This window comes from Actinoallomurus sp. NPDC050550, assembly GCF_040655075.1.
Taxonomy (GTDB): Bacteria; Actinomycetota; Actinomycetes; order Streptosporangiales; family Streptosporangiaceae; genus Actinoallomurus.
The window spans coordinates 181,007-204,864 of record NZ_JBFAJC010000012.1 but is presented as its reverse complement, the minus strand read 5'-3'; the positions used below and the strand labels follow the sequence as shown (position 1 = coordinate 204,864).

The window sequence follows — 23,858 nt, the reverse complement described above, 5'->3', positions numbered from 1 at the left end:
AGGTCGGCGCGGCACGCGTGAGGGGTCGTGCCTCACCGACGAGGCACGACCCTCTCATGGTCCTCAGGACACCGGGATCAGCCGCCACTGCTGACTGGGCCCGCCGCTCGAGGTGTTCTGCTGGACGCCCGCGCCCGGATCCTTGCGCTGCTGCCAGATGTCGACGGCGAGGCCGCTGTGGCCGTTGGTCAGCGTGTACGCGCCGCCCGGGGCCGGGGTGAGCTGCCACTGCTGGTTCGAGCCGCCGTTGTCGGTCCACTGGTCCAGGTCGGTCGCCGGGTCGGTGGACGCCCCGGGGACGTCGAGCACCTTGCCGCTGTTGACGTTGACGAGGGCGTAGCGGGATCCGGCCGGCTTGAGCCGCCACTGCTGGTTGGAACCGCCGTTGTCGGTCCACTGCACGACCTTGCCGCCGTCGTCGCGCGACTGCCCGGCGACGTCCATCACCAGGCCGCTGCCGACGTTCTGCAGCCTGTACGTCGCACCCGCGGTCGGCACGGGCACCAGTTCCCAGCGCTGGCCCGCCGCATCCGACGCGGGGTTCTGCACGACCGTGTCGTCCTTGGACCGTACGTCGGCGGTCTTGCCGCTGTCCCGGTTCGTGATCGTGTAGTGGCCGTCGCCGGTCGGGACGAAGCGCCACTGCTCGCGGTCCGCGCGCGTGTCGGCGCGCTGTTCCAGCTGGGCTCCGGCCGCCCCGGACGGCGCGGCGAGGACCTTGCCGCCCGCTCCCACGATCTCCAGGTATCCGGTGCCGTGGCCCTCCAGCCGCCACTGCTGGGCGGCGGCACCGGTGTCGGCGGCCTGCACGATCTTCGTACCGTCGGCGGCGACGGACAGGGCCTTGCCGCTGCCGGCGTTCACCAGCTTGTAGGCCGTGCCGGCGGTGGCGTTCTGACCCGGGGTGACCTTGAGGTCGTCGAACTGGGCGTTCAGCCAGCCCGCGCCCGGGATCTGCTTGTAGATCGCCGCGTCGGAGGCCAGCAGGTCGACCGGACCGTCGCCGGCCGTGCGCACCTGGAACTGCAGCGGCCGGATGTCACCGCCGGGGATCGTCGTCTTGACCTCCACCGTCTGCGGCGTGTCGCTCAGCTGGACGGCCTGGCCGCCCACGTCGCTCTGGCCGTTGTAGAAGTTGAGGTAGACGTTGCCCTTGCCGCGCAGGGTGACGCTCGCCTTGTAGGACGTGCCCTGGGCGAGCCCGCTCGGCGTGTACTGGATCCAGGTGTTCTGCTTGGCGTCGTCCATCTTCCAGTGGACGGCGCTCTTGCCGTCCGGCGTGGTCGCCTTCTCCACCGTGCCGCTCACGTCGCCGTCGAGGGAGTACGGGCCGTTCCAGTCCAGGTCGCCGGTCGGGTCGGTGATGAGGTTGCCGCCGATGTTCCCGCCGTCGCCGACACCGACCGCCAGGCCGGCCGGTCCGGCGGCGTAGGCGGAGTCGTGCGCGGTGCCGAGCTGCTTCCCGTCGATCGCCGCCGTGATCGCGTCACCCTGGAAGGTGAGCGCCAGACGGTGCCAGCTGACGGGCCCGAGGGCGGCGACCTTTCCGGAGGTGAGCGTCGTCAGCCCGCCGCCGGTGTCGCCGCGCACGATCGACCAGTCACCCGCGTCGGTGACCCGCAGATAGTAGGCGTCGATGTGGCCGACCTCCCAGTAGTCGCGCCCGCCGTACCGGCCCAGCAGTTCCACAGAGCCGGTCTGCTCGAGCATGACGTCGGCGCTGACCGTGTAGTTCGTCCACGTGCCGTCGCCGATCAGGCTGTACGGCGTCGCCGCGTTGTCGTGCCAGACGATCGGCTTGACCTGCGACATCTGGCGGGCGCACTTGCCGGGCCGCCCGGCGCCGCAGGGGACGATCTCGAACGAGCCGTGCTGCGGAGCGAGGTAGTCGGGGATCGCGCCGGTCCGCGAGCCGTCGAACGTGTCGGAATACGGCAGCCCGAACGCCGCCGAAGGACCCGACGTCGCGGTGCCCTTGCCCTGGCCGGTCGTGGTGGTCAGCGTGTAGACGCGTCCGGGCTTCAGCGTCACCGTGTACGTCCCGCTCGCAGGGGTGACGTCGGTGACGTGGGCGAAGTCGTCCGCCGCGTTCTTGGACGCCAGATCGGTGGACCAGACGTGCACCGCACCGGTGGACAGCCCGCCCGTGACATTGAACGTGACGGTCTGGTCGGCGGTGGCGCGGGTCGTCTCGATCACGGTGCTGTAGTCGTGTCCCTTCGGCGACTTCAGCGTCACGTAGCTCCCGTTGGTGCGGTCGCCGCCGAGCAGGCCGCTCGCGCTGTCGACGTACGTCCAGCCGGGCCGGGTGAACTGGGTGGTGTGGGCGGTCACCCACGCCTGCTTGCCGATCGCGAAGCTGCCCGACCACGGCTGGTCGTCCACGGTCAGCGCGGTGGTCTGGAACGGCAGGCCGGGCGGCAGCGCGGCGACGAGCGGCCAGTTGATGAACGAGGTCATCCGGCCGTCGACGTAGCCGAGGTTGATCGCCCGCGCCATCGCCGGCGCGCCGTTGTCGTAGTCCTGCGAGCCGTTCTCGCTGGCCCAGATCGGCTTGCCGACGTTCTTGGCGGCGTCGGGGGTGTCGCAGGTGTTCGCGCTGCCGCCGTCGCCGCCCTCGCACGGGTAGTGCGCGCCGACGATGTCGACGGCGGCGCCGAACTTCGGGTCGGCGGCGATCGCGTCGGCGACGTCCCACCCGGAGTCGGCGGCCACGACCTTCGTCGCGTATCCGTTCGCCCGCAGTGCCGCGTGCAGGTTCTCGTACCAGGCCTTGTCGAAGCCGTTCTCGTTCCACCCGCCGAGGTAGTCGATCGGCAGGTGGTGCGTTGTGGCACAGCCGAGCCACTTCATCAGGTAGTCGACCATGTCCTGCGTCCAGAAGCTGCCCTTGCCGATCCAGCCGGGCGCGCCCCAGGACAGGGCGGCCAGCTTGATGTCCGGGTTGCGCTTCTTGGCCTGCTCCATCAGCCACCACTCGTAGCCACGGTCGCAGTTCAGATCGTCGGGCGAATGCATGTGGCTGGGCTCGGCGCCGTCGGTGGAGTTCATGTCCCCGCCGATCTCGACCTTCAGGATCTGCAGGGAGGCGCCGTAGCCGGGCTTGAACAGGTAGTCGAGGATCCGGCTCCGCTGCGGTTCGGGGTAGTCCATCAGCAGCCGCGAGTTGCCGCCGCCGCCGCTGATCGCACCGATCCCGTCGAACGTCCGGCCGCCTTTCGTCCCGTCGACGGTGACGGTCGTGCCCGCCGCCCGCGCCGAGGCCGCCGGCGCCACGACGGAGGTGAGGGAGACGAAGAGTGCCAGCAGCGCGAGGAGGACACCACTCCGGTGTTTCAACATGATCATCACCTTGAGAAGGCCGCGACGGCGGCGTTCCAGCCGAAGCCCTGGCGGTCGAGGCCGCTGGAGCCGAGGGGGTAGGGCCAGGCGGGGTCCGCGCCCGCGATGTCGGCGTTCTGCTGCGTGACCTTGAACTCCTTGGAGAGCGGGGTGACGGCGACCTCCGCCGCGATCGAGTCCCGCATCGCGCCCCGCGCGGCGGTCACGCCGTGCCGCGCCGCCGAGTACTCCGCGAGGTACTCCCACAGCAGCCAGCTCGCGCCGTTCTGGTACCAGCCGGCCGGTTCGCCGAGACCGATCACCTTGCCGGTCTTCGGGTCGTTGGTCAGCGTGAGGAACTCGCTCGGTGGCACGGCCGAGCCGTCCTGCTTCGCGAGGACCTTCATGCCGTACGGCGTGCGCTCCTGCGCGGCGAACGTCCGCCGCACCATCGTGTCGGTCAGCAGCGGTTTGCCGAACAGGTAGAGCGACAGTGCGTCCCCGACCAGGACGTCCGGGGACTTGAAGTCCTTGGTCGACAGCCACCGCACGTACCCCAGGTGATCGTCGTAGAGCCTGCGGTACACGCCCGTCGCCGCGTCGATCTCCGCGTCGCTCACGTCCGCACCGAGGCTCTTGGCGGCGCTCAGCGCCACGACGTACAGCCCCTGGTTGTACGCGTTGACCGCCCCCGCCGGGAACAGGTACCCGTCCAGCCAGGAGTCCGGGGTGATCTGGAAGCCGGCGTTGTCGACCGGCCCGGCGGTCACGAACGCCCCGCCGCTCACCTGATGGGCCCGGATGTAGGCCAGGACGAGGTTCGCCGTGGCGGTGTCCTTGACCGGCAGGCCCCACGTCGTCGCGTCGTGGTACATCCGGATCAGGTAGTACAGGCCGCTCTCGTCGCCGAAGAACGGGCCGCCGCCGGTCACGGGCACGTGCCCGGCCTCGCCGCCCGAGCGCGGGATCGCCCGGGTGAACTGCACGAGCAGTTCCTTCTCGGTGTCCTTCGCGTACGGTGTGCCGTCGAGGCCGAGCGTCGTCCAGAAGCTGTCCCGCATGTAGGTCGTCGCCCCGAAGTGGGCGTACTTCTGGTTCGGGGCGAGGGCCTTGACGCCGCTCGCGGTCGTCATCCGGGCCCAGTAGGCCGTGGTCTTGGCGATGGCGGCGAACTCGTCGGCGGCGGCACGGCGCAGCGTCGCGGTGGAGGACGCCTTCCCCCAGGCGGGCATGGACCGGTCCGGGGCGCTCAGCCCGAGCGTCTCGGCGGTCGCGAGCTGGGCGCCGAGCGCGAGCCCGTACGGCCCGGCGGCCGACCGGTAGAACACGCTGTGGAACGACCGCGTCTGCCCGTCGCCGAGCACGATCGGGTCGGCCTCCGTGCCGATCTGCGGGGCGGCCAGCCGGGAGCCGTCGATGACCAGGTGCGGGGCGGAGTAGCCGGGCAGCGGCTCGTCCCACGTCGCGGCGCCGGCGACGCCGTAGGTGTACGTCCCGTCGGACACGCCGAGGGCGGGCACCGGCGAGTCCAGCAGCGCGTTGGACGGGTTCGGGCTCTCGTACGAGGTCGTCTCCCCGCCGGTCCACAGTGGCTTGCCGACCTTGAAGTCGGTGTACGGCGTGTACCAGTAGACGGCCGGACCGCCGCTCGCCGCGGTGCTGACCTGCGCGTCGATCACGTTGGGGGCGACGAACCGGTAGGTCTCCGACCGGGTCACGGTGGTCGAGCCGATCGGGTCCGTGGCGCCGGAGAGGGTCAGCGTCGCCGCCGCCGGGTCGTAGCTCACCGAGGTGTACCGGTTGGCGACGCGATTGGCGTCGGTGACGGGCTGCCGGGTCACCGCGCGCACCGAGGTCTTCCAGGCGAGCAGGTCGACGTCCCCGGCGGCGGAGGTGCGGATCTGGAACTGCGGCGTCCGCGAGTGCTCGGGGATCGGCACGTCCAGGGTGAGCGTCTGCGGCTGCGACGTCAGCGTCACCGGCGTCCCGCCGACGTCGCGGGCGCCGTCGTAGATGTTGAGGTACACGGTGCCGGTGCCCTGCAGGGTCACCGTCCCCCGGTAGGTGGCGCCGACCTTGGCGTCGGCGATCGGGACCTCGATCCAGGTGTTGTTCTCCGCTCCCGGCAGCGTCCAGTGGACGGCCGATTCACCGTCCGGCGCGGTGGCCTTCGTGACCGCGCCTCCGCTGGAGCCGGGGCCGCCCCAGTCGAGGTCACCGGTCGGGTGGCCGAGCAGATCGTCGCCGGTCGGCTGGTTGAGGCTGGTGCCGGGCACGGCGGTCAGGTCGTACTTTCCGGTCATCCCGCGGGTCGTGATGAGCCGGGCGCCGTCGTGGATCTCGGCGCGGTATCCGCTCGACGCGTCGCCGGCGACCGTGACGTGCAGGGCGTCGGCGGGGCCGTACGACCGGGGAGCGGACTGGGCAGAGGAGGTCGTGGGAGAGGCGCCGGGGGAACGGCCGGGACCGTGGACCGCATGGGCCGCGCTTCCAGTGCCGAGGATGAGGATGATCCCCATGGCGATGGCCACGGGTGTCGCGCCGAGAAGGCGTGAGGGGCGGGGCATGCAACCCTCCAGGGCCGCAGGTGGTCTGGGGTGAAAAGACCGATGACAACGTTGTCGTGGCTGCCGTGAGTGTCGTGTCCCGTGTGACCTATGTCAAGGTCTGCGCGATTTTGTGCGAATACGTCGCACTCAGCGGGACTTGGCGAAGGCCAGGAAGTCCCGGGCGACAGGGGTGAGCGGGCGGCGCGCGTGGACCAGGCCGATCGTCGCGATGATCGGCGGCATGAGCGAGCGCACGACGACGCCCTCGGCGGCCTCCACCTGGTTGCGGTACCAGAGGAGCGAGCCACGGCCCGCGCGGACCGAGGGGAGCCACGACGCGCGGTCGTCGGACTCGACCGCGGCGACCGGGCGGACGCCGAGGCGGGCCAGCAGCGCGTCGAGCTCGGCCCGTCGCGGCCCGCCGCGGGCCGGCATGATCAGGCGCATGCCGTCGAGTGCGGAGACCGGGACGGGCTCCCGGACGTTCAGGGCGGGCGGGGAGATCAGCACGATCTCCCGTTGTTCGAGCGGGTGCGCGGCGAGGTCACCGGGGACCGGCAGGTCCGTCAGGGCGAGGTCGGCCCGGCCGTCGCGGACGACCGCGCCGACGGCGTCGCGGCCGTCACACCGGAGCACCCGGACGCGAACGGCCTGCTGGTCGCGGGCGAACGCGGGCAGGAGGCGCGCGGTCAGCTCCGGCTCCAGGGTGAGCGTGGAGGCGACCCGCAGCTCCCCCGCCCTCGCGCCCGGCCGGCCGCCGGGCGGCTTGGCGGAGACCGCCGTGATGGCGTCGACCGCGCGCAGCGCGTCGCGGGCGTACCGCACGATCTCCTCACCGGTGTCGGTGAGCGCGACGCCGCGGCCGGCGCGCGCGAACAGCTCGACGCCCAGCTCCCGCTCGAGTTCCCGGATCGCCCGCGACAGCGCGGGCTGCGCGACGAAGAGTGCGTGCGCCGCCGCGGTCATCGTCCCGTGGTCGGCGGTCGCGACGACATAGCGCAGCTGCCGCAGATTCATGCCACGACGGTATGACAACCCACTGGATTGGTCGTTGACATAGCCGGAATTGGCCTGGACATCCTGGGTTGCCGATGTTTTCTCCCGGCAGTCAGATGATCACTAAAAGACGGCCGGCCATTCTCGGCTCGGTCACGGCAGCTCCGCACCGTAGACCCGCTTGACGACGTCGAGATGCTGCCAGGTCTCCCCGACCCACGCCCCGGGAACCGCCCGTACCGCCTCCAGAGTGCTCAGGAGGACGTCGCGGGAGGTCGCGTCGATTCCGGCGAGCAGGTCGTGACGGCCGAAGCCGGTCACCACATAGTTGACGCCGGGCAGCGCCGCGATCCGGGACGCGGCCGTGGCGATGTCGGAGGACACCCGCACGCCCAGCCCGGCGAGCTCGCCAGAGCCGAGGGCCTGCGAGTCGACGATGCCGGTCACGTGGATGATCCCGGAGCGCATCAGGCGCACGGCACGCGCCCGCGTCGCCGCCTGGGAGAGCCCCACGACCTCGGCCAGCCTCGTGTACGGGGTCCGGCCGTCACGGGTCAGCTCACGGAGCAGCCGCCAGTCGATCTCGTCCAGGGACACGTCGGGCAGCTCGGTGACCACCGAATGCGCGTCCTTGACGACGGTCGTCACGCGGAACACCTCGATGCCGCGCACTCCGGGCAGCGAGCGGACCGCGTCCACTTCTTCGACAAGGGCCGCGTCGTCGCGTACGCGCAGCTCCGCGACGACTGGATGCGCACCGGCGGCGAGCGCCGCGAACCAGGCGGCGGCCCTGCGCGCGACGGCGTCGGCGACCTGTTTCGCCGGGCCGTCGACGTCGATCGCCAGGTGACCGATCGCTCCGGTCCCGACCACCGACGCGTGCACGATTCCCACCACACGCACAATCCCCGAATCGAGGAGGTGCTGTACGCGCGTGCGCACGGCCGTGCGGGACAGCCCTACACGGTCGGCGAGCGCCTGGAAGGTGGCCCTCCCATCCCGCTGCAGCTCGCGTACGAGCACGGCGTCGACCGCATCGAGCACGGGGTTCCTCCTCGGTATGTATGGTCCTGCAGTTGTTTGCATGATCATTTCATTAGTGGCGTGTTCGCCGCGAAAACGGAGCGTTGTTCGTGTTTCTTCGCTGAACGACCACGAATGTGTCGGTGAAGCGCGACGTCGCTGCCGAAATCGGCGCGGAACACGATCCATCGGCATCTCAACGTCCGAGATCACCACGTCAGTACTCGCGTACCAGTTCGACGAGTATTTGGCGACGCTCGTCACATGCAGTCCCTCGAAGAGCGCTCGAGGCCGCCCTTTTCCGCCCGTCCGCGCGGACCGCGAAGTCGCCCGCGGAACGGTGAACATCCGGCGGCGCCGGCGAGGGCAAGACCCTGAACTGCATGAATGCCTCTCAGCGAGGGGGTGCGGACCCGTGCACCCGGCCACCGGCCCGGGGAGGTGCCGGGTCCGCAAAGTGCGGTGGGACAGCTCAGAACTCAAGTGTTTCATGGGGAAATCACGGAAGGTCAATGACCCTGGCAGGAAACTTTCCTGCCGGGATCGTCGTGGAACCCGTACCGACACGCCAGACTCGGCGGATGAGACGGGGATCTCTCGTGGTCCTGCTCGTCCCGGCCACCGGCCGCACGTCGAGGGGCGGAGGCTGCGATGCCCGGCCGCCGCGACTCAGGGCGACGACGTGGCGACGCCCCCCGGGCGGCTCGATCGCCGGGCGGCCGCGGCCCTGCCTGTGCGCCTGAGGACCGCGCCCCTGAAGAGTGCGCCTCATCGAATCCGCCCGAACTCCGCGCAGCTCATTGAACGGGTCACATCTCATTGAACCGGGCACATCCGGGTATCCCCGACAATGGAAGGCGGCCTTCCTCGTGCCCATCACCCCAGAACTCCGGACGGTGTAGACGAACGTGCGCCTGCTGAACGGTGAGCAACCCGCTCACGACCTGACCTACAACGACGTCTTCATGGTGCCCCGCCGCTCCGACGTCGGGTCCCGCCTCGACGTCGACCTGTCGACCGCGGACGGCAGCGGCACGACGATCCCCATCGTCGTCGCCAATATGACGGCCGTCTCAGGCCGGCGCATGGCCGAGACGATCGCGCGGCGTGGCGGTCTCGCGGTCATCCCCCAGGACATCCCCGTCGACGTCGTCGCCGACGTCGTCCGCTGGGTGAAGACACGCCACCTGATCGTCGACACGGCGATCAAACTCGGCCCGACCGACACGATCGGCGCCGCGCTCGGCCTGCTGCACAAGCGGGCGCACGGTGCGGTGATCGTCGTCGAGGACGACCGCCCGACCGGTGTCGTCACCGAGGCCGACTGCATGGGCGTCGACCGGTTCACCCAGCTCCGGGAGGTCATGTCGCGCGACGTCCTCACGCTCCCGGACGACGTCGACCCGCAGAAGGCGTTCGACACGCTGCACGCCCGCGGGCACCGGCTCGCCCCGGTCGTCGACGGGCACGGCCGGCTCGTCGGCGTGCTGACCCGTACGGGCGCGCTGCGCGCCACGCTCTACCAGCCCGCCCGCGACGCGGACGGCCGGCTGCGCATCGCCGTCGCCATCGGCGTCAACGGCGACATCGAGGAGAAGGCCGAGGCGCTGCTGGACGCGGGCGCGGACCTGCTCGTCATCGACACGGCGCACGGGCACCAGGAGAAGATGCTCAGTGCGCTCCGGCGCGTGCGAGCCCTGAACCCCGGCGTGCCGCTGGTGGCGGGCAACGTCGTGACCGCCGAGGGCGTACGCGACCTCGTCGACGCGGGCGCCGACATCGTCAAGGTCGGCGTCGGCCCGGGCGCGATGTGCACGACGCGGATGATGACCGGCGTGGGCCGCCCGCAGTTCTCCGCGGTGCTGGAGTGCGCCGCCGAGGCCCGCCGGCTCGGCCGGCACATCTGGGCCGACGGCGGCGTACGCCACCCCCGCGACGTGGCGCTGGCCCTCGCCGCCGGAGCCGCCAACGTCATGATCGGCTCCTGGTTCGCCGGGACGTACGAGTCGCCGGGCGACGTCCAGCGCGCCGCCGACGGCCGGCTGTACAAGGAGAGCTTCGGCATGGCCTCGGCCCGCGCGGTCCGGCTCCGCACCGCCGACGACTCCCCGTTCGAGCGCGCCCGCAAGGCGCTGTTCGAGGAGGGCATCTCGGCGTCGCGGATGTACATCGATCCCCAGTCCCCCGGCGTGGAGGACCTGGTCGACTCGATCATCGCGGGCCTGCGCAGCGCCTGCACGTACGCGGGCGCGCGGACTCTGGAGGAACTGCACGAGCTCGCCGTAGTCGGGGTACAGAGCCCCTCGGGCTACGCGGAGGGCAAGCCGCTGCACGCCAGCTGGTGATCCACGGCTCCGGGGAGCCGCGGGCGGCGTGAGCGACCCGCGGCTTCAGCGGGGCCGCGGCGCCCGCGTACGCCCGGGATGGGTGGATCATAGAGATGATGTCGAGACAAGGACGGTGACATGCCCCGCATCGAGGGGTTCGAGGCCCACCGCATGACGATGCCCCACGGCCGGCGGCCGGAGAGCATCCTCGTCCGCGTCTGCGACCAGGACGGCGCCACCGGCTGGGGCGAGGTCGCGGGCTCCGACGCCTGCTGGGCCGACATCGAGGAGCGCGTCGGCCCGGCGCTGCTCGGCCTCGACTGGGAGCTGCCGGAGGAGGTCGTCGGCGTCGGCGGGCTCGGCGGCCACGCGGCCGCCTCCGCCATCGACATCGCCTGCTGGGATCTGTGGTGCCGCAAGCAGGGCACGCCGCTGTCCCACGCCCTCGGCGGCACCCGCACCTCGATCGTGGCGGGCGCGCGGCTGGACACGGAGCCGATGCTGGACGTGCTCCTCACCCGCGTGAACCGCCTTGTCAGCGCCGGCTACGCCCGCGTCACGCTGGCCGTACGGCCCGGCCTGGACGTCGAGCCCGTACGCGCCGTGCGCCAGGCCTTCCCCGCGCTGGCCCTTCAGGCCGACGCGGCCGAGTCCTACACGGAGGAGCCCGCGCACCTGGCCGCGCTCGAGGCCCTCGACGCGTACGGACTGATCGCGATCGAGCGGCCGTTCGCGGGCGGCGAGCTGGCCGCCCACGCCCGCCTGCAGCGCTTGATCGACACCGCCGTGTGCCTGGACCCCGCCGACCTCGACACGGTCGACACGGCGATCGCGATGGGCGCGGGCCGGATGCTCGGCCTGCGGATCGCCCGCCTGGGCGGCCTCACGGCCGCGCGCGGCGCACACGACCGCGCCCTCGCATCCGGCTGGGACAGCTGGTGCGGCGGCGCGGCGGGCTTCGGGATCGGCCAGGCGGCGGCCGTCGCCCTGGCCGGGCTGCCCGGCTGTGACCTGCCCAGCGACGTCAGCGAGACACCGGCCCAGACCGCCGTCGTGTCCCCACCCGTCCGCGCCAACGGCGGCGTCGTCGCCGTACCGCTCACCCAGCCGGGCCTCGGCCACGACATCGACCACGCCCTCGTGACCCGCCTGTCCCGCCGCACCCTCCGCATCCCCGCCTGAACAACGCCGGGTCCCGGCCTGGCCGGGACTTCACGCGCGACGACCCGCCGCAGCCTGATCGCGACCGTCAGAGCACGTCGGAAGGAAACGTCCGCGGCCCAGGCCGTCGGGAGCGTCGCAGATCATCTCGGGCGGCCCGCCCCTGCTGCCTACTGAGCCTCTTTGCCGCCGTGCTCGCCACTTTGGCGTCTCCCTGGACACCTTGACGCCGCCGTGGACGGAATGTCGCCCTGTTCGCACCTTTTGCGGCGGCAACACTGACGAAAAAGAAGACCCTCGAAGGCAGCAACCGCCAGTCGGTCCGTATCGCGACGGCTATTGAGCCAGTTCGCGCAGTTCGGGGCTCGGTGGGTTCTGCATGGTCATCAGGTCGGAGACGAGCTGGCGGACGAGGGGGTGTGCGCGGATCTGTTCGGGGGTGATGTCCTCGGCTTGGCGAAGCACGGCGACGGCTTCGTCGATCTGGCGGCGTTGGGCGTGGGCGCGGGCCACGTCGATGAGCATGCGCCCGCGGCGTTCGGCTGACAGGCCGGAGGTGTCGACCTGGTCGGCGGTCCGCAGGGCGCGGCCGGCGTCGCCGAGTTCGACCGCGACGGCGATCTCGTGCAGGGCGACGTTCGCGGGTCCGAACTCGGTGTTGTAGTCGTTGCGTCCCTCGCCAAGCCGTTCGGCCATGGCCCGTGCGCGCTCCAGATGAGCGTAGGCGGCCTCACCGTCGTTGACGCGCGAGGCGGTCACCGCACGCTGCAACGTCAGCCCGCCCCACAACGACATGGCCTCCGGCCGTTCTTCATTGGCCATCGGCCGTAGCGCGTCGGCCGCCGTACGGGCGATCTCCTCTGCCTGGTCGTAGTGCTTGGCGCCCAGGAAGACGAACCCGAGCCGGAAGGCACCGGCCGCGACGAGAAGGGGATCACCCGCGCGTTCGGCGGCGGCCATCGCCCGGTCGGCCGCTATCCAGGCCACCTCCGGCTGACCCAACTTGGCCAGTGTCGCCGAACAGGCCTGGTAGGCCGTGGCCAGCAGCTCGAACAGCTCGGCCCGTTGCGCCTCCGGTACGGCACGGGCTGCTGTTTCCAGCTGCGGGACCAGGTCCCGGAGAAGGCCGATCAGCTCGGTGTTGCGCCCGGCGTGCGTCAGCTCCCACGCCTTGTCGACCTTGCTACTAAGGGCCGAGAGATCGGGCGTCATCGGCTCGGTCAGCATCGCTCGCAGCACATGCGCACCGGCCAGCACCAGCCGAAAGTCCGTCGCTTCCGGCGGTTCGTCACTCACGGCGGCAACGACCGGGGCCTCGGCTGCCAGCTCCGACAACGGGATGTCCAGCGCCTCGGCGACGATCTCCAGGACCGACATCCGGTCGACCTTGCGCACCCCACGCTCGACCTGGGAGACCCAGGCCACCGAGCGGCCGATCAGCCGCGCGAGTTCGGGCTGAGACAGCCCGCGTCGCCTGCGGTGGTCGGCGATCTTGCGGCCTAGCGCCTCTTGGTAGTTGGTGCTCACCCGGTGGTTCCCTTGCCCGTCTGGAGCGTCAGCCAGTCGACCTCGGTGGCCGACAGGTACTGTTCGCGCTCGGCGAGGAACTTCTTCGTGTGCTCGTGCACTTCGTGCGCTTCGAAGGCGGCACGGTCACGGTAGAGCTCGTAGAACACACGCTGCAGCGGTTCGCCCTCGACCCGGTTCACCGCGTACACCAGCGTTCCCGGTTCGTTGTTGCGGATCTTGTCGACGGTGGCCGCCACGAGCCGATCGAATGCCTCGGCGCTGGCTTGATCCTTGCACGTGAAGCGGACGACGAGACCGAACACTCAGTACCTCCCGTGACAGATCACCTGGCTGCACGCACTAATTGTGCGGCACACGTACGCCAAAGCGGTTGTACTCGAAGTACTGTACCCGTACTTTAAGTACTAGCTCAGCGTAACCATCCCTGTGAGCTGCGTAAGCAGAGGCGGGACATGCCATGACGATCTCTACGCTTCCGGAAGAACCAGGCACCTGCATCTACCGGCGCGTCTTCCACGGACACCCCGACCAGATCGGCGAGGTCCGTCAGTTCCTCCGCACACACCTCGGCGGACATCCCAGCGCGTCGGACGTGACCCTCGTCGCCAGCGAACTGACGACCAACGCATGGGAGCACACCCGCACCGGCAGCTCTACCGGGACCTTCACTGTCGAGGCCTGACAACGCCCCGACAACACGATCCGCATGGAGGTCCACGACAACGGCGGACCGGCCGGGTTCGGCGAAACCAACATCCACAAGGAAGGCGGCCGCGGACTCCGCATCATCGCCGCACTCACCGCTACCTGGGGCGTGAACGGAGACGCCGCCGGCCGCACCGTATGGGCGGAGTTCAAGCCATGACCGACCCCTACGGCCTCCAACGTGCAGTGGACGACTACCACAGGACGCTGGACGCCCTACGAGTTCAGGGCATCAGCCAACTGGCCGACCTCGCACGCCTCAAGGTGCTCATCCAGACGTACCCCGACCACGCCCACCACATGATCAACGAGATCGACCAACCGCCCACCGGCCATGGCCGATAGAACCCGCAGTCGGCCGAGGTTCGGGAATTGATACCCCGAAGCCACTTCCTGTCATTGTGACAAAAAGCTAGCTTCTCCCCTATGACCGATGACCAGCGGGTGCACCCGGTCGTCATGCTCGCCGTCGACCTGGTGATCTTGACGTTGCGCGAGTCGCGCCTGCACGTCCTACTGGTTGAGCGTGGGCACCATCCACACAAAGGCGCCCTGGCTCTGCCGGGCGGCTTCCTTCGGCACGCCGAAGAGGACATCACCGCCGCCGCTCACCGGGAACTGTCGGAGGAGGCCGACCTTGACGTCGAGACGCTTCGCCTAGAACAGCTGGGCGTCTATGGCGACCCCGGCCGCGATCCGCGCGGCCGGGTGGTGTCCGTGGCCTACCTGGCGATCGCGCCTCGGCTGCCGGAGCCGACCGCCGGAACAGACGCGGCCGACGCGAGTTGGCAGCGGGCCGACCAGGCGCTCTCCGGAGAACTGGAGCTCGCGTTCGATCATCGGCGGATCGTCACGGATGGCGTCGACCGCGCACGCGCCAAGCTCGAGCACTCCGCGCTCGCAACGGCCTTCTGCGGGCCGACCTTCACGATCACCGAGCTCCAAGAGGTGTACGAGGCGGTGTGGGGGCTCTCCCTCGATCCCCGGAATTTCTACCGCAAGGTGCAGAAGACCGACGGATTCATCGTCCCAGTTGGGGCGGCACGGAAATCCGCTACCGGGCGACCCGCGCGGCTGTTCAAGGCCGGACCGCGTGAGGTCCTGTATCCACCGATGGTCCGGCCAGCCGAGTCGTCGAGTGTGAAAGGAATGCCGCAGTGAGCCGTCGCCCGATCGTGATCCTCACAGCGCTGGACGTGGAGTACCAGGCCATCCGAGAGAAGCTGGTCGACCCACGTCTGCACCGGCACCCGCAGGGCACCCTTTTTGAGATCGGCCGGCTTGCCGACGGCCGGTGCCAGGTGGCTCTGGCCCATGTCGGGAAGGGCAACCAGTCCGCGGCGGTGCTGGCCGAACGCGCCATCAACGAGTTCACGCCGGCCGCCCTGCTCTTCGTCGGCGTAGCGGGCGCCCTGCGCTCCCACCTCGCGCTCGGAGACGTGGTCGTGGCGACGCACGTCTACGCGTACCACGGGGGAACGAGCAAAGACGACGGGCTCAAAAGCCGTCCCCGCGTCTGGGAGACCTCGCACAGCGCTGACCAGGTCGCCCGGCATATCAAACGAACCGGCTCCTGGGCGCGTGGTCTTCCCTCTCACGGCCGGGCTCCTGCCCTCCACTTTGGTCCGATCGCCGCTGGGGAGGTGGTCCTGAACTCCCGGGTCTCCCCCCATGCGCGCTGGCTCGAATCGAACTACAACGACGCGCTGGCGATCGAGATGGAAGGCGCCGGTGTAGCGCAGGCCGGCCATCTCAACGGGAAGCTGCCGGTGGTCGTGATCCGAGGGATCAGCGACCGGGCCGACGGCACCAAGGAGGACACGGATCGCGAGCAGTGGCAGCCACGGGCAGCGGCAAACGCAGCCGCGTTCGCCGCAGCCCTGGCCGAGGAGCTTGCCGCCGAGGAACACGACGACACCCAGCCCGCGGTGCCCGACACGGAGAGGAGCCCGGCGATGCACAAGACCCGGAACATCGCACAGGACAACGCGCGCGTGATGGTGCAGGCTGGCACCGTACACGGCGGGATCCGGATCAGCCCCGAGCCAATCCCGCCGACCGATCTCGCAGAAGCGCTCTCCGGCCTTCGCGCCCGGCTCCAGCAGGCACGGGCGGCCGGCCACCTGGATGAAGACACCTATACGGCAGCGGAGGCGGAACTCACCGAAGCCGACGATGCGCTGAAGGCGAATACGCCGCAGAGCAGGGGAAGGCTGGTACTGGCACTCAAGAAACTGCGCGGGCTCATCGGCGACGTGGCCGATCTGGCCGCGGAAGTGGCCACCATCATCACCCTGGCCAAGGGCCTGTCGTGACCGGACCGGACGCCACCACCACGACGAACACCGCCGGCGGTTCCGCGTACGTCGGCATGCAGGCCGGAACCGTCCACGGCGACGTCAAGATGTACATGCTGCCTCCAGACGCATCGCCGGAGCAGAAGTTCGAGACGGGCGTTCGTTGCCTCAACGGCAACATGCCGGACCAGGCCCGAGAGCTCATCCACGAAGCCGCCATGGCCGAATACGTCAACGACAGAGTCTGTTTCTACCGGCTACTCGCCGTGATGAGCGGCAGAACCCGGCACGAGCTGTCCAAGGAAGAAGCAGCCATGCTGTGGGGGCCGCAGAAGATACGCCCGACTACTTGTGACGAATGGGCGGGCGGCATAAAGGTCATTCATGACCTTCTGGAGACTGCACAGGACCCCGAATCGGACATCAATATCCCGTTAACGGGGCTGGACAAGCTCGGCGACATTCAGCGCACGATGATCATCAAGCACATGGAGGCTTTCCTAGACGGACCGATCGAAGACAAGATATGGGCCCAGTCCCTAAGGCAGGCCGCGCAGGAGCAGATGGACGGCGATCGGATGGACCGGGTCTGGAAGTTCTTCCAGGCGAAGCCGCTCGAACCTCGGGAACATCATCCGGAGCCGATCACGATCCCGATCACCACCCGGGTACAGGCAGTAGTGGCGACAGCCCTCTTCGTCGTGGCGACAGCCCACCTCGGCTACCTGCTGGCGGAGGCAGGCCGGGTCTTTGCGCTCCTCGCCTACCTCCTGAGCATCGCCGGTGGCTACTTCGGCGCGCGCGACGGGGTGGAATGGCGCTTCCGCACCGTACGGCGCCACGCGAAGGATTTAAAGTACCGCACGGCCCACCATCGGAGGACCAACACATCACCCGACGGTTTCGCGAAGAAAGTAGACCAACGCTTCGAGTACTACTTCGCAAAGTTCGCACCACGCGGTGCGGAACGCCAGTTCTGGCTGGCCGACACCGCAGGGGTCCGGAGGACCATACGCGACGAGATCGTGGAGGAATACCGAGAGCAGAGGGTCGGCGTCGAGAGGATCAATTGGCTGATCCGACACCGATCGCGCGTTGTCCGAGAGCGCTGGGATAACGACACGTTGTGGGATTACCGGCGCGAACTCGCAACTCCTCTGCGCGCAAAGACGACGACGCTCCTCGGCCTCGCCACGCTCGTCGGCGCGGGGATCTGGGCGGTGGCCAGCGCAATCCAGGTCGGCCCATTGAGCACCGTCCGATCGACGATCCTCGCCCTGGCATGCGGATGGCTCGCCGCCCGCGCGTGGCTGCACATTCTTCTGGAGCGCCGGCGGCACGCCGCCGACAGGGCAGAAAGCAGACGGACATGGGATGACGACAAGGAGAAATTCGTCCGATGGCAGGCTACGCTCGCCGACAAACCGGATGACGGGGAGATGGCCGCCTGGCTGGACTGCGATCGAAAGGTGCTGCTGAACGAGGCATTGCAGCACTACCAGCTGACCATGAGCAACGTCATCGCCTACGCCTTCATCGAAGCGCCCACGGCATCGACCAAACGCGCACGAGTGCTGGGCGGCCCTTGGCGGTACACGAAGTACAAACTTCTCGTGTTCCTCCTGACCACGGACGGAGTACGTCAGCTCACCGTCAAGCTCGATTTCAAACGAGCCACGTTTCACGATCGTAAGAGGACCAACTACCGCTACGAGGCAGTAGCGGCCGTATGGGTGGATCACTCGGACGATGGTGAACGAACCTTCGAACTCGCCCTCATCAACGGCCAGGAGATCCGCGTCCAGGTCATAGGGCCGGGGATGGAGCAACTCGAGCAGGGAGAGGCTCCCGGAACGATATCCAAGGCGACGCTGGACGCCGCAGGCCTGCGACACACTCTGCACGTGCTGGAGGGCATCGCCGCAGAGGGAAAGGAATGGATCATCCACGAAGACCGACGCGGCGAGGCCCGTACGGGGAACCTCACGGCCGCTGTGCAAGGCGAAGCGTCCAGCTAAAGCGATGATCACTGGCGTTCGCTGTCATCGGAGAGGCAGCGAACGCCAGCGGATGCGTCTGGACCGTGACCCGTCAGAGGACGTCGCTGAGGAACTGGCGGAGGCGGGGGCTGTCCGGACTGTCGAAGAGCTTCTCGGGCGGGCCGGATTCGACGGCGACGCCCTGGTCGAGGAAGACCACGGTGTCGGAGGCCTCGCGGGCGAAGCCCATCTCGTGCGTGACGACGACCATGGTCATGCCCTGCTTGGACAGGTCGGCCATGAGGCTCAGGACGCCCTTGACCAGCTCTGGGTCGAGGGCGGAGGTGGCCTCGTCGAACAGCATGACCTGCGGCCGCATGGCGAGGGCGCGGGCGATCGCCACACGCTGCTGCTGGCCGCCGGACAGGTGGCCCGGCCGGGAGCCTGCCTTGTCGGCCAGCCCGACGAGCTCCAGCTGGTCGCGGGCGACCTGCTCGGCCTCGTCGGCGGAGAGCTTGCGGATCCGGCGCAGCGGCAGCATGAGGTTGCGCAGGACGTTCATGTGCGGGAACAGGTTGAACTGCTGGAACACCATGCCGACCTGCTGCCGCAGCCGGTCGGGGTCGCGGTCCAGGACGCTTTCGCCGTCGAGGAGGATGTCGCCCTTGTCGGGTTCGATCAGCCGGTTGATGGTCCGCAGGAACGTCGACTTGCCCGAGCCGGACGGGCCGATGACGCAGGCGGTCTGGCCCTTGCCGACGTCGAGGTCGACGCCGCGCAGCACCCGGTTGTGCCCGAACGCCAGGTGGATGTCGCGGGTGGCCAGGCTGACCGAGGAGAACGTCTCCTCCTCGACGCCGTGCCGCTGCTCTTCGGTCATCGGATACCTCCGAGGAGACCCCGCCCCTTCAGGGCGGGGAGGAATCGGAGCCCTACTGAGCAAGACGGGCAAAGCCGAATTGCCGGGGCGATTAGTCGTAGGCCTGCGGTTGCTCGCTGATCGCTGTTAGTTTGCGCGTCATGTCGACCAGCCGTGTGAAGCGGGCGTATAAGTACCGCTTCTACCCGACGCCCGAGCAGGCCGCCGAGCTTGCGCGGACGTTCGGGTGCGTGCGAAAGGTCTACAACATGGCGCTGACCGCCCGCACCGAGGCATGGTCCGCCCGCTGTGAGCGGATGGGCTACAACGCCACTTCTGCATTGCTGACGGCCTGGAAGAAGACCGAGGAGCTTGCCTTCCTCAACGAGGTGTCCTGCGTGCCGCTGCAGCAGGCACTGCGCCACCTGCAGACGGCTTTCAGCAACTTCTTCGCCAAGCGGGCGAACTACCCACGCTTCAAAGCGAAGAAGAAGTCGCGGGCATCTGCCGAATACACGCGCAGTGCGTTCAGGTACCGGGAGGGAGAGTTGACGCTGGCCAAGATGGCCGAGCCGCTGGCCATTGTGTGGTCGAGGCCACTGCCGGACGGTGCAGCCCCCTCGACAGTGACCGTCTCCCAAGATGCAGCGGGTCGCTGGTTCGTTTCGTTGTTGGTGGAAGACCCGGCCGTTACGCCGCTGGCGGCAGCTGGCGCGGTGGTCGGCGTGGATGCAGGCTTGGACCACTTGCTCACCCTGTCCACGGGAGAAAAGATCGCCAACCCCAGGCACGAACGGCGTGACCGTAAGCGCCTGGCCAGGGCGCAGCGGGAACTGTCCCGCAAGGCCCCCGGTGATGGCGCCAACCGGGACAATGCACGTCGGAAGGTCGCCCGCATTCACGCCGGGATCACCGACCGCAGGCGTGACCTATTGCACAAGCTGACCACTCGGCTCGTTCGTGAAAACCAAACGATCGTGATCGAGGACCTCACCGTCCGGAACATGCTCAAGAACCGCAGCCTGTCCCGGGCGATCTCCGACGCCGCATGGCGCGAGTTCCGCAGCATGCTGGAATACAAAGCCCGCTGGTACGGCCGGCAGGTGATTGTGGTGGACCGCTGGCTGCCCTCCTCCAAACTGTGCTCGGCCTGCGGCACCCTGCAACCAGCGATGCCCCTGCATGTCCGGGAGTGGACGTGCGCGTGCGGTGTCACCCATGACCGCGATGTGAACGCGGCGAAGAACATCCTGGCCGCCGGGCTGGCGGTGTCGGCCTGTGGAGCCGGTGTAAGACCTCGGGCGGGATCCCTCCCGGACGAGGCCGTCGGCGCTGAAGCAGGAAGCCCTACGGCGCAAGCCGCAGGAATCCCCCTCATCCGTGAAGGGGAGGAAGTCAATTGGTTCCCTCGCTGGTCGCGGGAAGCGGCGCCTCGCCGGCCACCATCAACGTCTCGTCCGGCGGCCCGGTCCTCGTACGGCGACCCTGGCGTAGCCGGTGGTCGACGAAGTTCACGAAGTGGGTCAGCGGCACGGTGAGGATCAGGTAGAAGATGCCGGCCAGCAGCAGCGCCGACTCGTTGCCGGTGTTCGCGGCGGCGTCCTGCCCGATCCGGAACAGCTCGCGCTGGCCGGCCGCGAGGCCGAGGAAGTACACGAGGCTGGAGTCCTTGATCAGTGCGATCAGCTGGTTCACCCAGGCGGGCAGCACCCGCCGTACGCCCTGCGGGATGATCACCAGCAGCATGGCGGCCGAGTAGGAGAATCCGAGCGCCCGGGACCCCTCGAGCTGCCCCGGGTCGACGCTCTGGATGCCCGAGCGGAAGATCTCCCCGATGTAGGCGGTCGCGATGAGCGACAGGGCGAGGATGCCGAGCGGGTACGGGTTGGGCCCCCACACCTTCATCCCGATCTGCGACAGGCCGACGCCGATCAGCAGGATCGTGACCACGGCCGGCAGGCCGCGGAAGATGTCGGTGTAGACGCGCGCGGGCCAGCGCAGCCAGCGGTGCCGGGAGATGCCGGCCATCGCCAGCAGCATCCCGAGCACCGTGCCGATCAACGCGGAGATGATCGACAGGATCAGGGTGTTCGGCAGGCCCGTCTTGAGCATGTCGGGCAGGGCCTGCCGCATCGATTGCCAGTTGAAGAAGGTGTCCCACAATGTCGTCAGCTGGTCCATCTACCTTCTCCCATCAGCCCGCGCGCGTCCGTCTCGATCGACCGGTCAGGCCGACGGGGACGCGGCCGGCGCCCCCGAGACCTGGACCGGCGGGAAGGTCACCGAGCCGCTGCCGGGCTTGAACTCCTTCGGCACCGGACGGCCGGGGTAGTACTGCTCCTGGAGCTTGGTCCAGGTGCCGTCCTTGATGACCTCGTCGAGGCCCTTGTTCAGCGCCTCGGTCAGCTTGGGGTTGTCCTTGGCGACGGCGAACGCGGTGGGCTCGGAGCTGAGCTGCTTCGCGGCGACGACGACCTTGCCGCCGCTGTCCTTGGCGGTCTTCTCACCGATCTCGGCCGGGGCGACCCAGGCGTCGGCGGTCTTGGACTTCAGCTGGTTGAGCGCGCCGTTGTAGTCGGGCACGCGGACGGGGTTGAGGCCCTGCTTGGTGGCGTAGTCGTCCTGGACCGTTCCCTGGACGACGACGACGCGCTTGCCCTTGAGCTGATCGAAGCTCTTGATCTGCGAGCCGGCCGGCACGTCGAGGCCGAAGTAGCCGAAGTCGTAGCCGTTGGTGAAGGCCACGGTCTTCCTGCGGGCGTCGGTGATGGTGATCGACGAGCTGCCGGTGTCGTACTTGTGGTTCGCCACCTGCGACAGCAGGGCCGAGAAGTCGGTGCCCGCGAACTGCACCTTCAGTCCGACCTTGGCGGCGACCGCGGTCAGCAGGTCGTTGTCGAATCCAGTGAACTTGCCGTTCTTCAGGAAGACGTTCGGCGGCGCGTCGGTCAGGGTGGCCGTGCGGAGCACGCCCGGCTGGAGCAGCTTGTACGGGTTGTCGGCGGACGCCTTCGGGCTGCTTCCGCCGCACGCCGTCATGGCACTGGCGGCGATGACGGTGACGGCGGTGGCCGCGAAGGCTCGCAACGGACGCATGGGAGTTCTCCTCCAGGGGTTAAGCATGTGAGTGCCCGCGCCGATGGCGACGGCATGGCGCGGCGAAAAGACGTCGGCGTCGCAGGACGCCGACGGTCACCTCAGGATGTGTTCAGACCCGTAAAAGCGCCCCGTCACGGGATGACGGGGCGGCCGAAGCACGGCCGACAGCTCATGGACGTGACACGGAGCAGGTCGATGTGCCTGCGCGTCACGAGGTAGCTGTCCATGTCATTAATCCTGCCCATTTCAGTGGGATATCGTCAAATTGACGATCTACCGGTTCAATGCCGGGCCGACCTGCGGTATTCCGCGGGACGACCGCTTCCGGACGCGACGAAGGTCACTCTTGCCGATCAAAGCAATCGCTTGGTAGACACGTCTCGATGGAGACGTTCGCGCGTGTGCTGCTGGACCGCGCCGGCGATGGCGGGACCGGCCTGCTGTTCGAGGATGAGCGTCATACGTGGGCGGACGTCGTAAGGGAGTCCCGGCACCGCGCCGCGCTCGCCCGGCGCATCCTGACCACGGGGCGGCCTCCGCACATCGGCGTGCTGCTGGACAACGTCCCCGACTACGTGTTCTGGATCGGCGGAGCGGCGCTGTCCGGCTCGGTGATCGTGGGCATCAACCCGACGCGCCGAGGCCGGGAGCTGGCCCACGACATCCGGCATACCGACTGCCAGGTCATCGTCACCGACACCGCGCACGCCGCGCTGCTCGACGGGCTCGACACCGGCGTGCCGCCCGAACGCGTGCTGCGCGTCGACGAGCCCGGCCACGCCGACCTGCTCGCCTCGGCGGAGCCCGTCCCGGCGGCCGAGCCGGACCCCCGCGACCCCCTCCTCCTGCTCTTCACGTCCGGATCGACCGGCGCTCCCAAGGCGGTCGTCTGCGGTCAGGGCCGCCTCGCCGCGATCGCTCGACAGGCCCCCGCCTTCGGCATCACCGCGGGCTCGGTCACGTACGCCGCGATGCCGCTGTTCCACGGCAACGCGGTCATGGCGAACCTCGCGATGGCAACCGGTGCCGGAGCGGCCGTCGCCCTGCGCCGCAGGTTCTCCGCGTCCGGGTTCCTGCCCGACGTCCGGCGCTACGGCGTCACCTACTTCAACTACGTCGGCCGCGCGCTCGCGTACATCCTCGCCACGCCCCGCCGCGACGACGACGCCGACAATCCTCTGGAGGTGGCGTTCGGGACCGAGGCGTCCGCCCGGGACATGGCGGACTTCGCCGGGCGGTTCGGCTGCCGGTTGATCGAGTCGTACGGGTCGAGCGAGGGCGCGATCTCCATCCGCAAGACGCCGGACAGCCCGCCCGACGCGCTGGGCCTGCCGCCCGGCGGCACCGACGTCGCCGTCGCCGACCCCGCGACCGGTGAGGAGTGTCCCCCGGCGCGCTTCGGCCCGGACGGCGAGCTGCTCAACAAGGACGAGGCCATCGGGGAGATCGTCGCCCGTGGCGTCACCTTCGAGGGCTACTACCGCAACCCCGCCGCCGACGCCGAACGGCTGCGCGACGGCGTGTACTGGAGCGGCGATCTCGGCTATCGCGACGCCGATGGCTTCTTCTACTTCGCGGGCCGGGGCGGCGACCGGCTCCGCGTGGACGGCGAGAACTTCGCGGCCGCGCCGGTCGAGCGCATCCTGTCCCGCTGGCCGCCCGTGGTGATGTGCGCGGTCTATCCGGTGCCCGACCCGCGTACGGGCGACCAGGTGATGGCCGCCCTGGAGCTGGACGGCCCGTTCGCGCCGGAGGCGTTCGCGGAGTTCCTGGCCGGCCAAGCGGACCTGGGCACCAAGTGGGCACCGAGGTTCGTGCGGGTCGTACCCGCCATGCCGCTCACCGCCACCAACAAGGTCGACAAGGGGCCCCTGCGCCGGGCGGGATGGCGCGGCGGCGAGGTCTGGTGGCGGCCCGGCCGACAACTGCGGTACGAGCCGCTCACCGACCACGTCCGGCGGTCCCTGCAGGAGGAGGCCGCCGCCCACGGCCGCCACCTCTGACCGGCGCCT

The 23,858-nt window shown here is 69.3% G+C and carries 18 protein-coding genes and 1 pseudogene; 10 read left to right on the top strand and 9 right to left on the bottom strand.

Annotated elements, in window-relative coordinates; all coding sequences use genetic code 11:
- Positions 1-63: 63 nt before the first annotated feature.
- The 4 genes from AB0I04_RS19305 to AB0I04_RS19290 all read right to left on the bottom strand — a co-directional run bounded on the left by AB0I04_RS19305 (position 64) and on the right by AB0I04_RS19290 (position 7,910).
- Positions 64-3,342: an RICIN domain-containing protein gene (locus AB0I04_RS19305; protein ID WP_360886118.1), complete on the bottom strand. Its 3,279-nt coding sequence runs from the start codon at positions 3,340-3,342 to the stop codon at positions 64-66.
- A 5-nt stretch (positions 3,343-3,347) separates the two neighbouring features.
- A complete protein-coding gene (locus AB0I04_RS19300) occupies positions 3,348-5,888 on the bottom strand; it encodes a hypothetical protein (RefSeq protein WP_360886116.1) in 2,541 nt (846 codons plus the stop codon).
- Positions 5,889-6,017: 129 nt separating this feature from the next.
- Positions 6,018-6,887: a LysR family transcriptional regulator gene (locus tag AB0I04_RS19295; RefSeq protein WP_360886114.1), complete on the bottom strand. Its 870-nt coding sequence runs from the start codon at positions 6,885-6,887 to the stop codon at positions 6,018-6,020.
- A gap of 132 nt (positions 6,888-7,019) precedes the next feature.
- Entirely contained in the window at positions 7,020-7,910 is an 891-nt protein-coding gene (locus AB0I04_RS19290) for an Lrp/AsnC family transcriptional regulator (protein WP_345443377.1), read from the bottom strand.
- 887 nt (positions 7,911-8,797) lie between these two features.
- On the opposite strand from AB0I04_RS19290, the gene AB0I04_RS19285 reads away from it, so the two are divergent.
- Both AB0I04_RS19285 and AB0I04_RS19280 read left to right on the top strand, forming a co-directional pair.
- The gene (locus tag AB0I04_RS19285; RefSeq protein WP_360886113.1) at positions 8,798-10,234 is read left to right on the top strand and encodes a GuaB1 family IMP dehydrogenase-related protein; all 1,437 of its coding nucleotides are present in this window, start codon (positions 8,798-8,800) and stop codon (positions 10,232-10,234) included.
- A gap of 120 nt (positions 10,235-10,354) precedes the next feature.
- Positions 10,355-11,398 carry an enolase C-terminal domain-like protein gene (locus AB0I04_RS19280; protein ID WP_360886111.1) on the top strand — a complete coding sequence of 348 codons (1,044 nt, stop codon included), beginning with the start codon at positions 10,355-10,357 and terminating at the stop codon, positions 11,396-11,398.
- A 315-nt stretch (positions 11,399-11,713) separates the two neighbouring features.
- On the opposite strand, the gene AB0I04_RS19275 is transcribed toward AB0I04_RS19280, so the two are convergent.
- Positions 11,714-12,904 (bottom strand): helix-turn-helix transcriptional regulator, encoded by a 1,191-nt coding sequence (locus AB0I04_RS19275; RefSeq protein WP_360886110.1) that lies wholly within the window; start codon positions 12,902-12,904, stop codon positions 11,714-11,716.
- Positions 12,901-13,209 carry an antibiotic biosynthesis monooxygenase gene (locus AB0I04_RS19270; protein WP_360886108.1) on the bottom strand — a complete coding sequence of 103 codons (309 nt, stop codon included), beginning with the start codon at positions 13,207-13,209 and terminating at the stop codon, positions 12,901-12,903. Before AB0I04_RS19270 ends, AB0I04_RS19275 begins: the two co-directional genes overlap by 4 nt.
- A gap of 155 nt (positions 13,210-13,364) precedes the next feature.
- Here AB0I04_RS19270 and AB0I04_RS19265 point away from each other — a divergent pair, with 155 nt between their 5' ends.
- The 6 genes from AB0I04_RS19265 (at position 13,365) to AB0I04_RS19240 (ending at position 17,927) form a co-directional block, all read left to right on the top strand.
- On the top strand, positions 13,365-13,589 hold the full coding sequence (locus tag AB0I04_RS19265; protein WP_360886107.1) for a hypothetical protein: 225 nt from the start codon (positions 13,365-13,367) through the stop codon (positions 13,587-13,589).
- A 24-nt stretch (positions 13,590-13,613) separates the two neighbouring features.
- Complete coding sequence (locus tag AB0I04_RS19260) at positions 13,614-13,772, top strand: ATP-binding protein (protein ID WP_360886105.1); 159 nt, start codon at positions 13,614-13,616, stop codon at positions 13,770-13,772.
- Positions 13,769-13,957 (top strand): hypothetical protein, encoded by a 189-nt coding sequence (locus AB0I04_RS19255; protein WP_360886103.1) that lies wholly within the window; start codon positions 13,769-13,771, stop codon positions 13,955-13,957. Before AB0I04_RS19260 ends, AB0I04_RS19255 begins: the two co-directional genes overlap by 4 nt.
- 81 nt (positions 13,958-14,038) lie before the next feature.
- Complete coding sequence (locus AB0I04_RS19250; RefSeq protein WP_360886101.1) at positions 14,039-14,773, top strand: NUDIX domain-containing protein; 735 nt, start codon at positions 14,039-14,041, stop codon at positions 14,771-14,773.
- Complete coding sequence (locus AB0I04_RS19245) at positions 14,770-15,927, top strand: 5'-methylthioadenosine/S-adenosylhomocysteine nucleosidase (protein WP_360886099.1); 1,158 nt, start codon at positions 14,770-14,772, stop codon at positions 15,925-15,927. Before AB0I04_RS19250 ends, AB0I04_RS19245 begins: the two co-directional genes overlap by 4 nt.
- A complete protein-coding gene (locus tag AB0I04_RS19240; RefSeq protein ID WP_360886097.1) occupies positions 15,924-17,927 on the top strand; it encodes a hypothetical protein in 2,004 nt (667 codons plus the stop codon). The genes AB0I04_RS19245 and AB0I04_RS19240 overlap by 4 nt, the downstream gene beginning before the upstream one ends.
- Before the next feature lie 73 nt (positions 17,928-18,000).
- Here AB0I04_RS19240 and AB0I04_RS19235 read toward each other — a convergent pair whose 3' ends face one another.
- Positions 18,001-18,768 (bottom strand): amino acid ABC transporter ATP-binding protein, encoded by a 768-nt coding sequence (locus tag AB0I04_RS19235; RefSeq protein WP_360886095.1) that lies wholly within the window; start codon positions 18,766-18,768, stop codon positions 18,001-18,003.
- Positions 18,769-18,908: 140 nt separating this feature from the next.
- Between AB0I04_RS19235 and AB0I04_RS19230 the strand changes: the two are divergent.
- A pseudogene (locus tag AB0I04_RS19230) lies at positions 18,909-20,091 on the top strand (RNA-guided endonuclease TnpB family protein); the annotation flags it as partial.
- Between the two features lie 51 nt (positions 20,092-20,142).
- Here AB0I04_RS19230 and AB0I04_RS19225 read toward each other — a convergent pair.
- Positions 20,143-20,928: an amino acid ABC transporter permease gene (locus AB0I04_RS19225; RefSeq protein ID WP_360886093.1), complete on the bottom strand. Its 786-nt coding sequence runs from the start codon at positions 20,926-20,928 to the stop codon at positions 20,143-20,145.
- A 45-nt stretch (positions 20,929-20,973) separates the two neighbouring features.
- Positions 20,974-21,843, bottom strand: coding sequence for an ABC transporter substrate-binding protein (locus AB0I04_RS19220; protein ID WP_360886091.1), 870 nt, complete (start codon positions 21,841-21,843; stop codon positions 20,974-20,976).
- 386 nt (positions 21,844-22,229) lie between these two features.
- Between AB0I04_RS19220 and AB0I04_RS19215 the strand changes: the two genes are divergently transcribed.
- Entirely contained in the window at positions 22,230-23,849 is a 1,620-nt protein-coding gene (locus AB0I04_RS19215; RefSeq protein WP_360886089.1) for an AMP-binding protein, read from the top strand.
- Positions 23,850-23,858 lie beyond the last annotated feature (9 nt).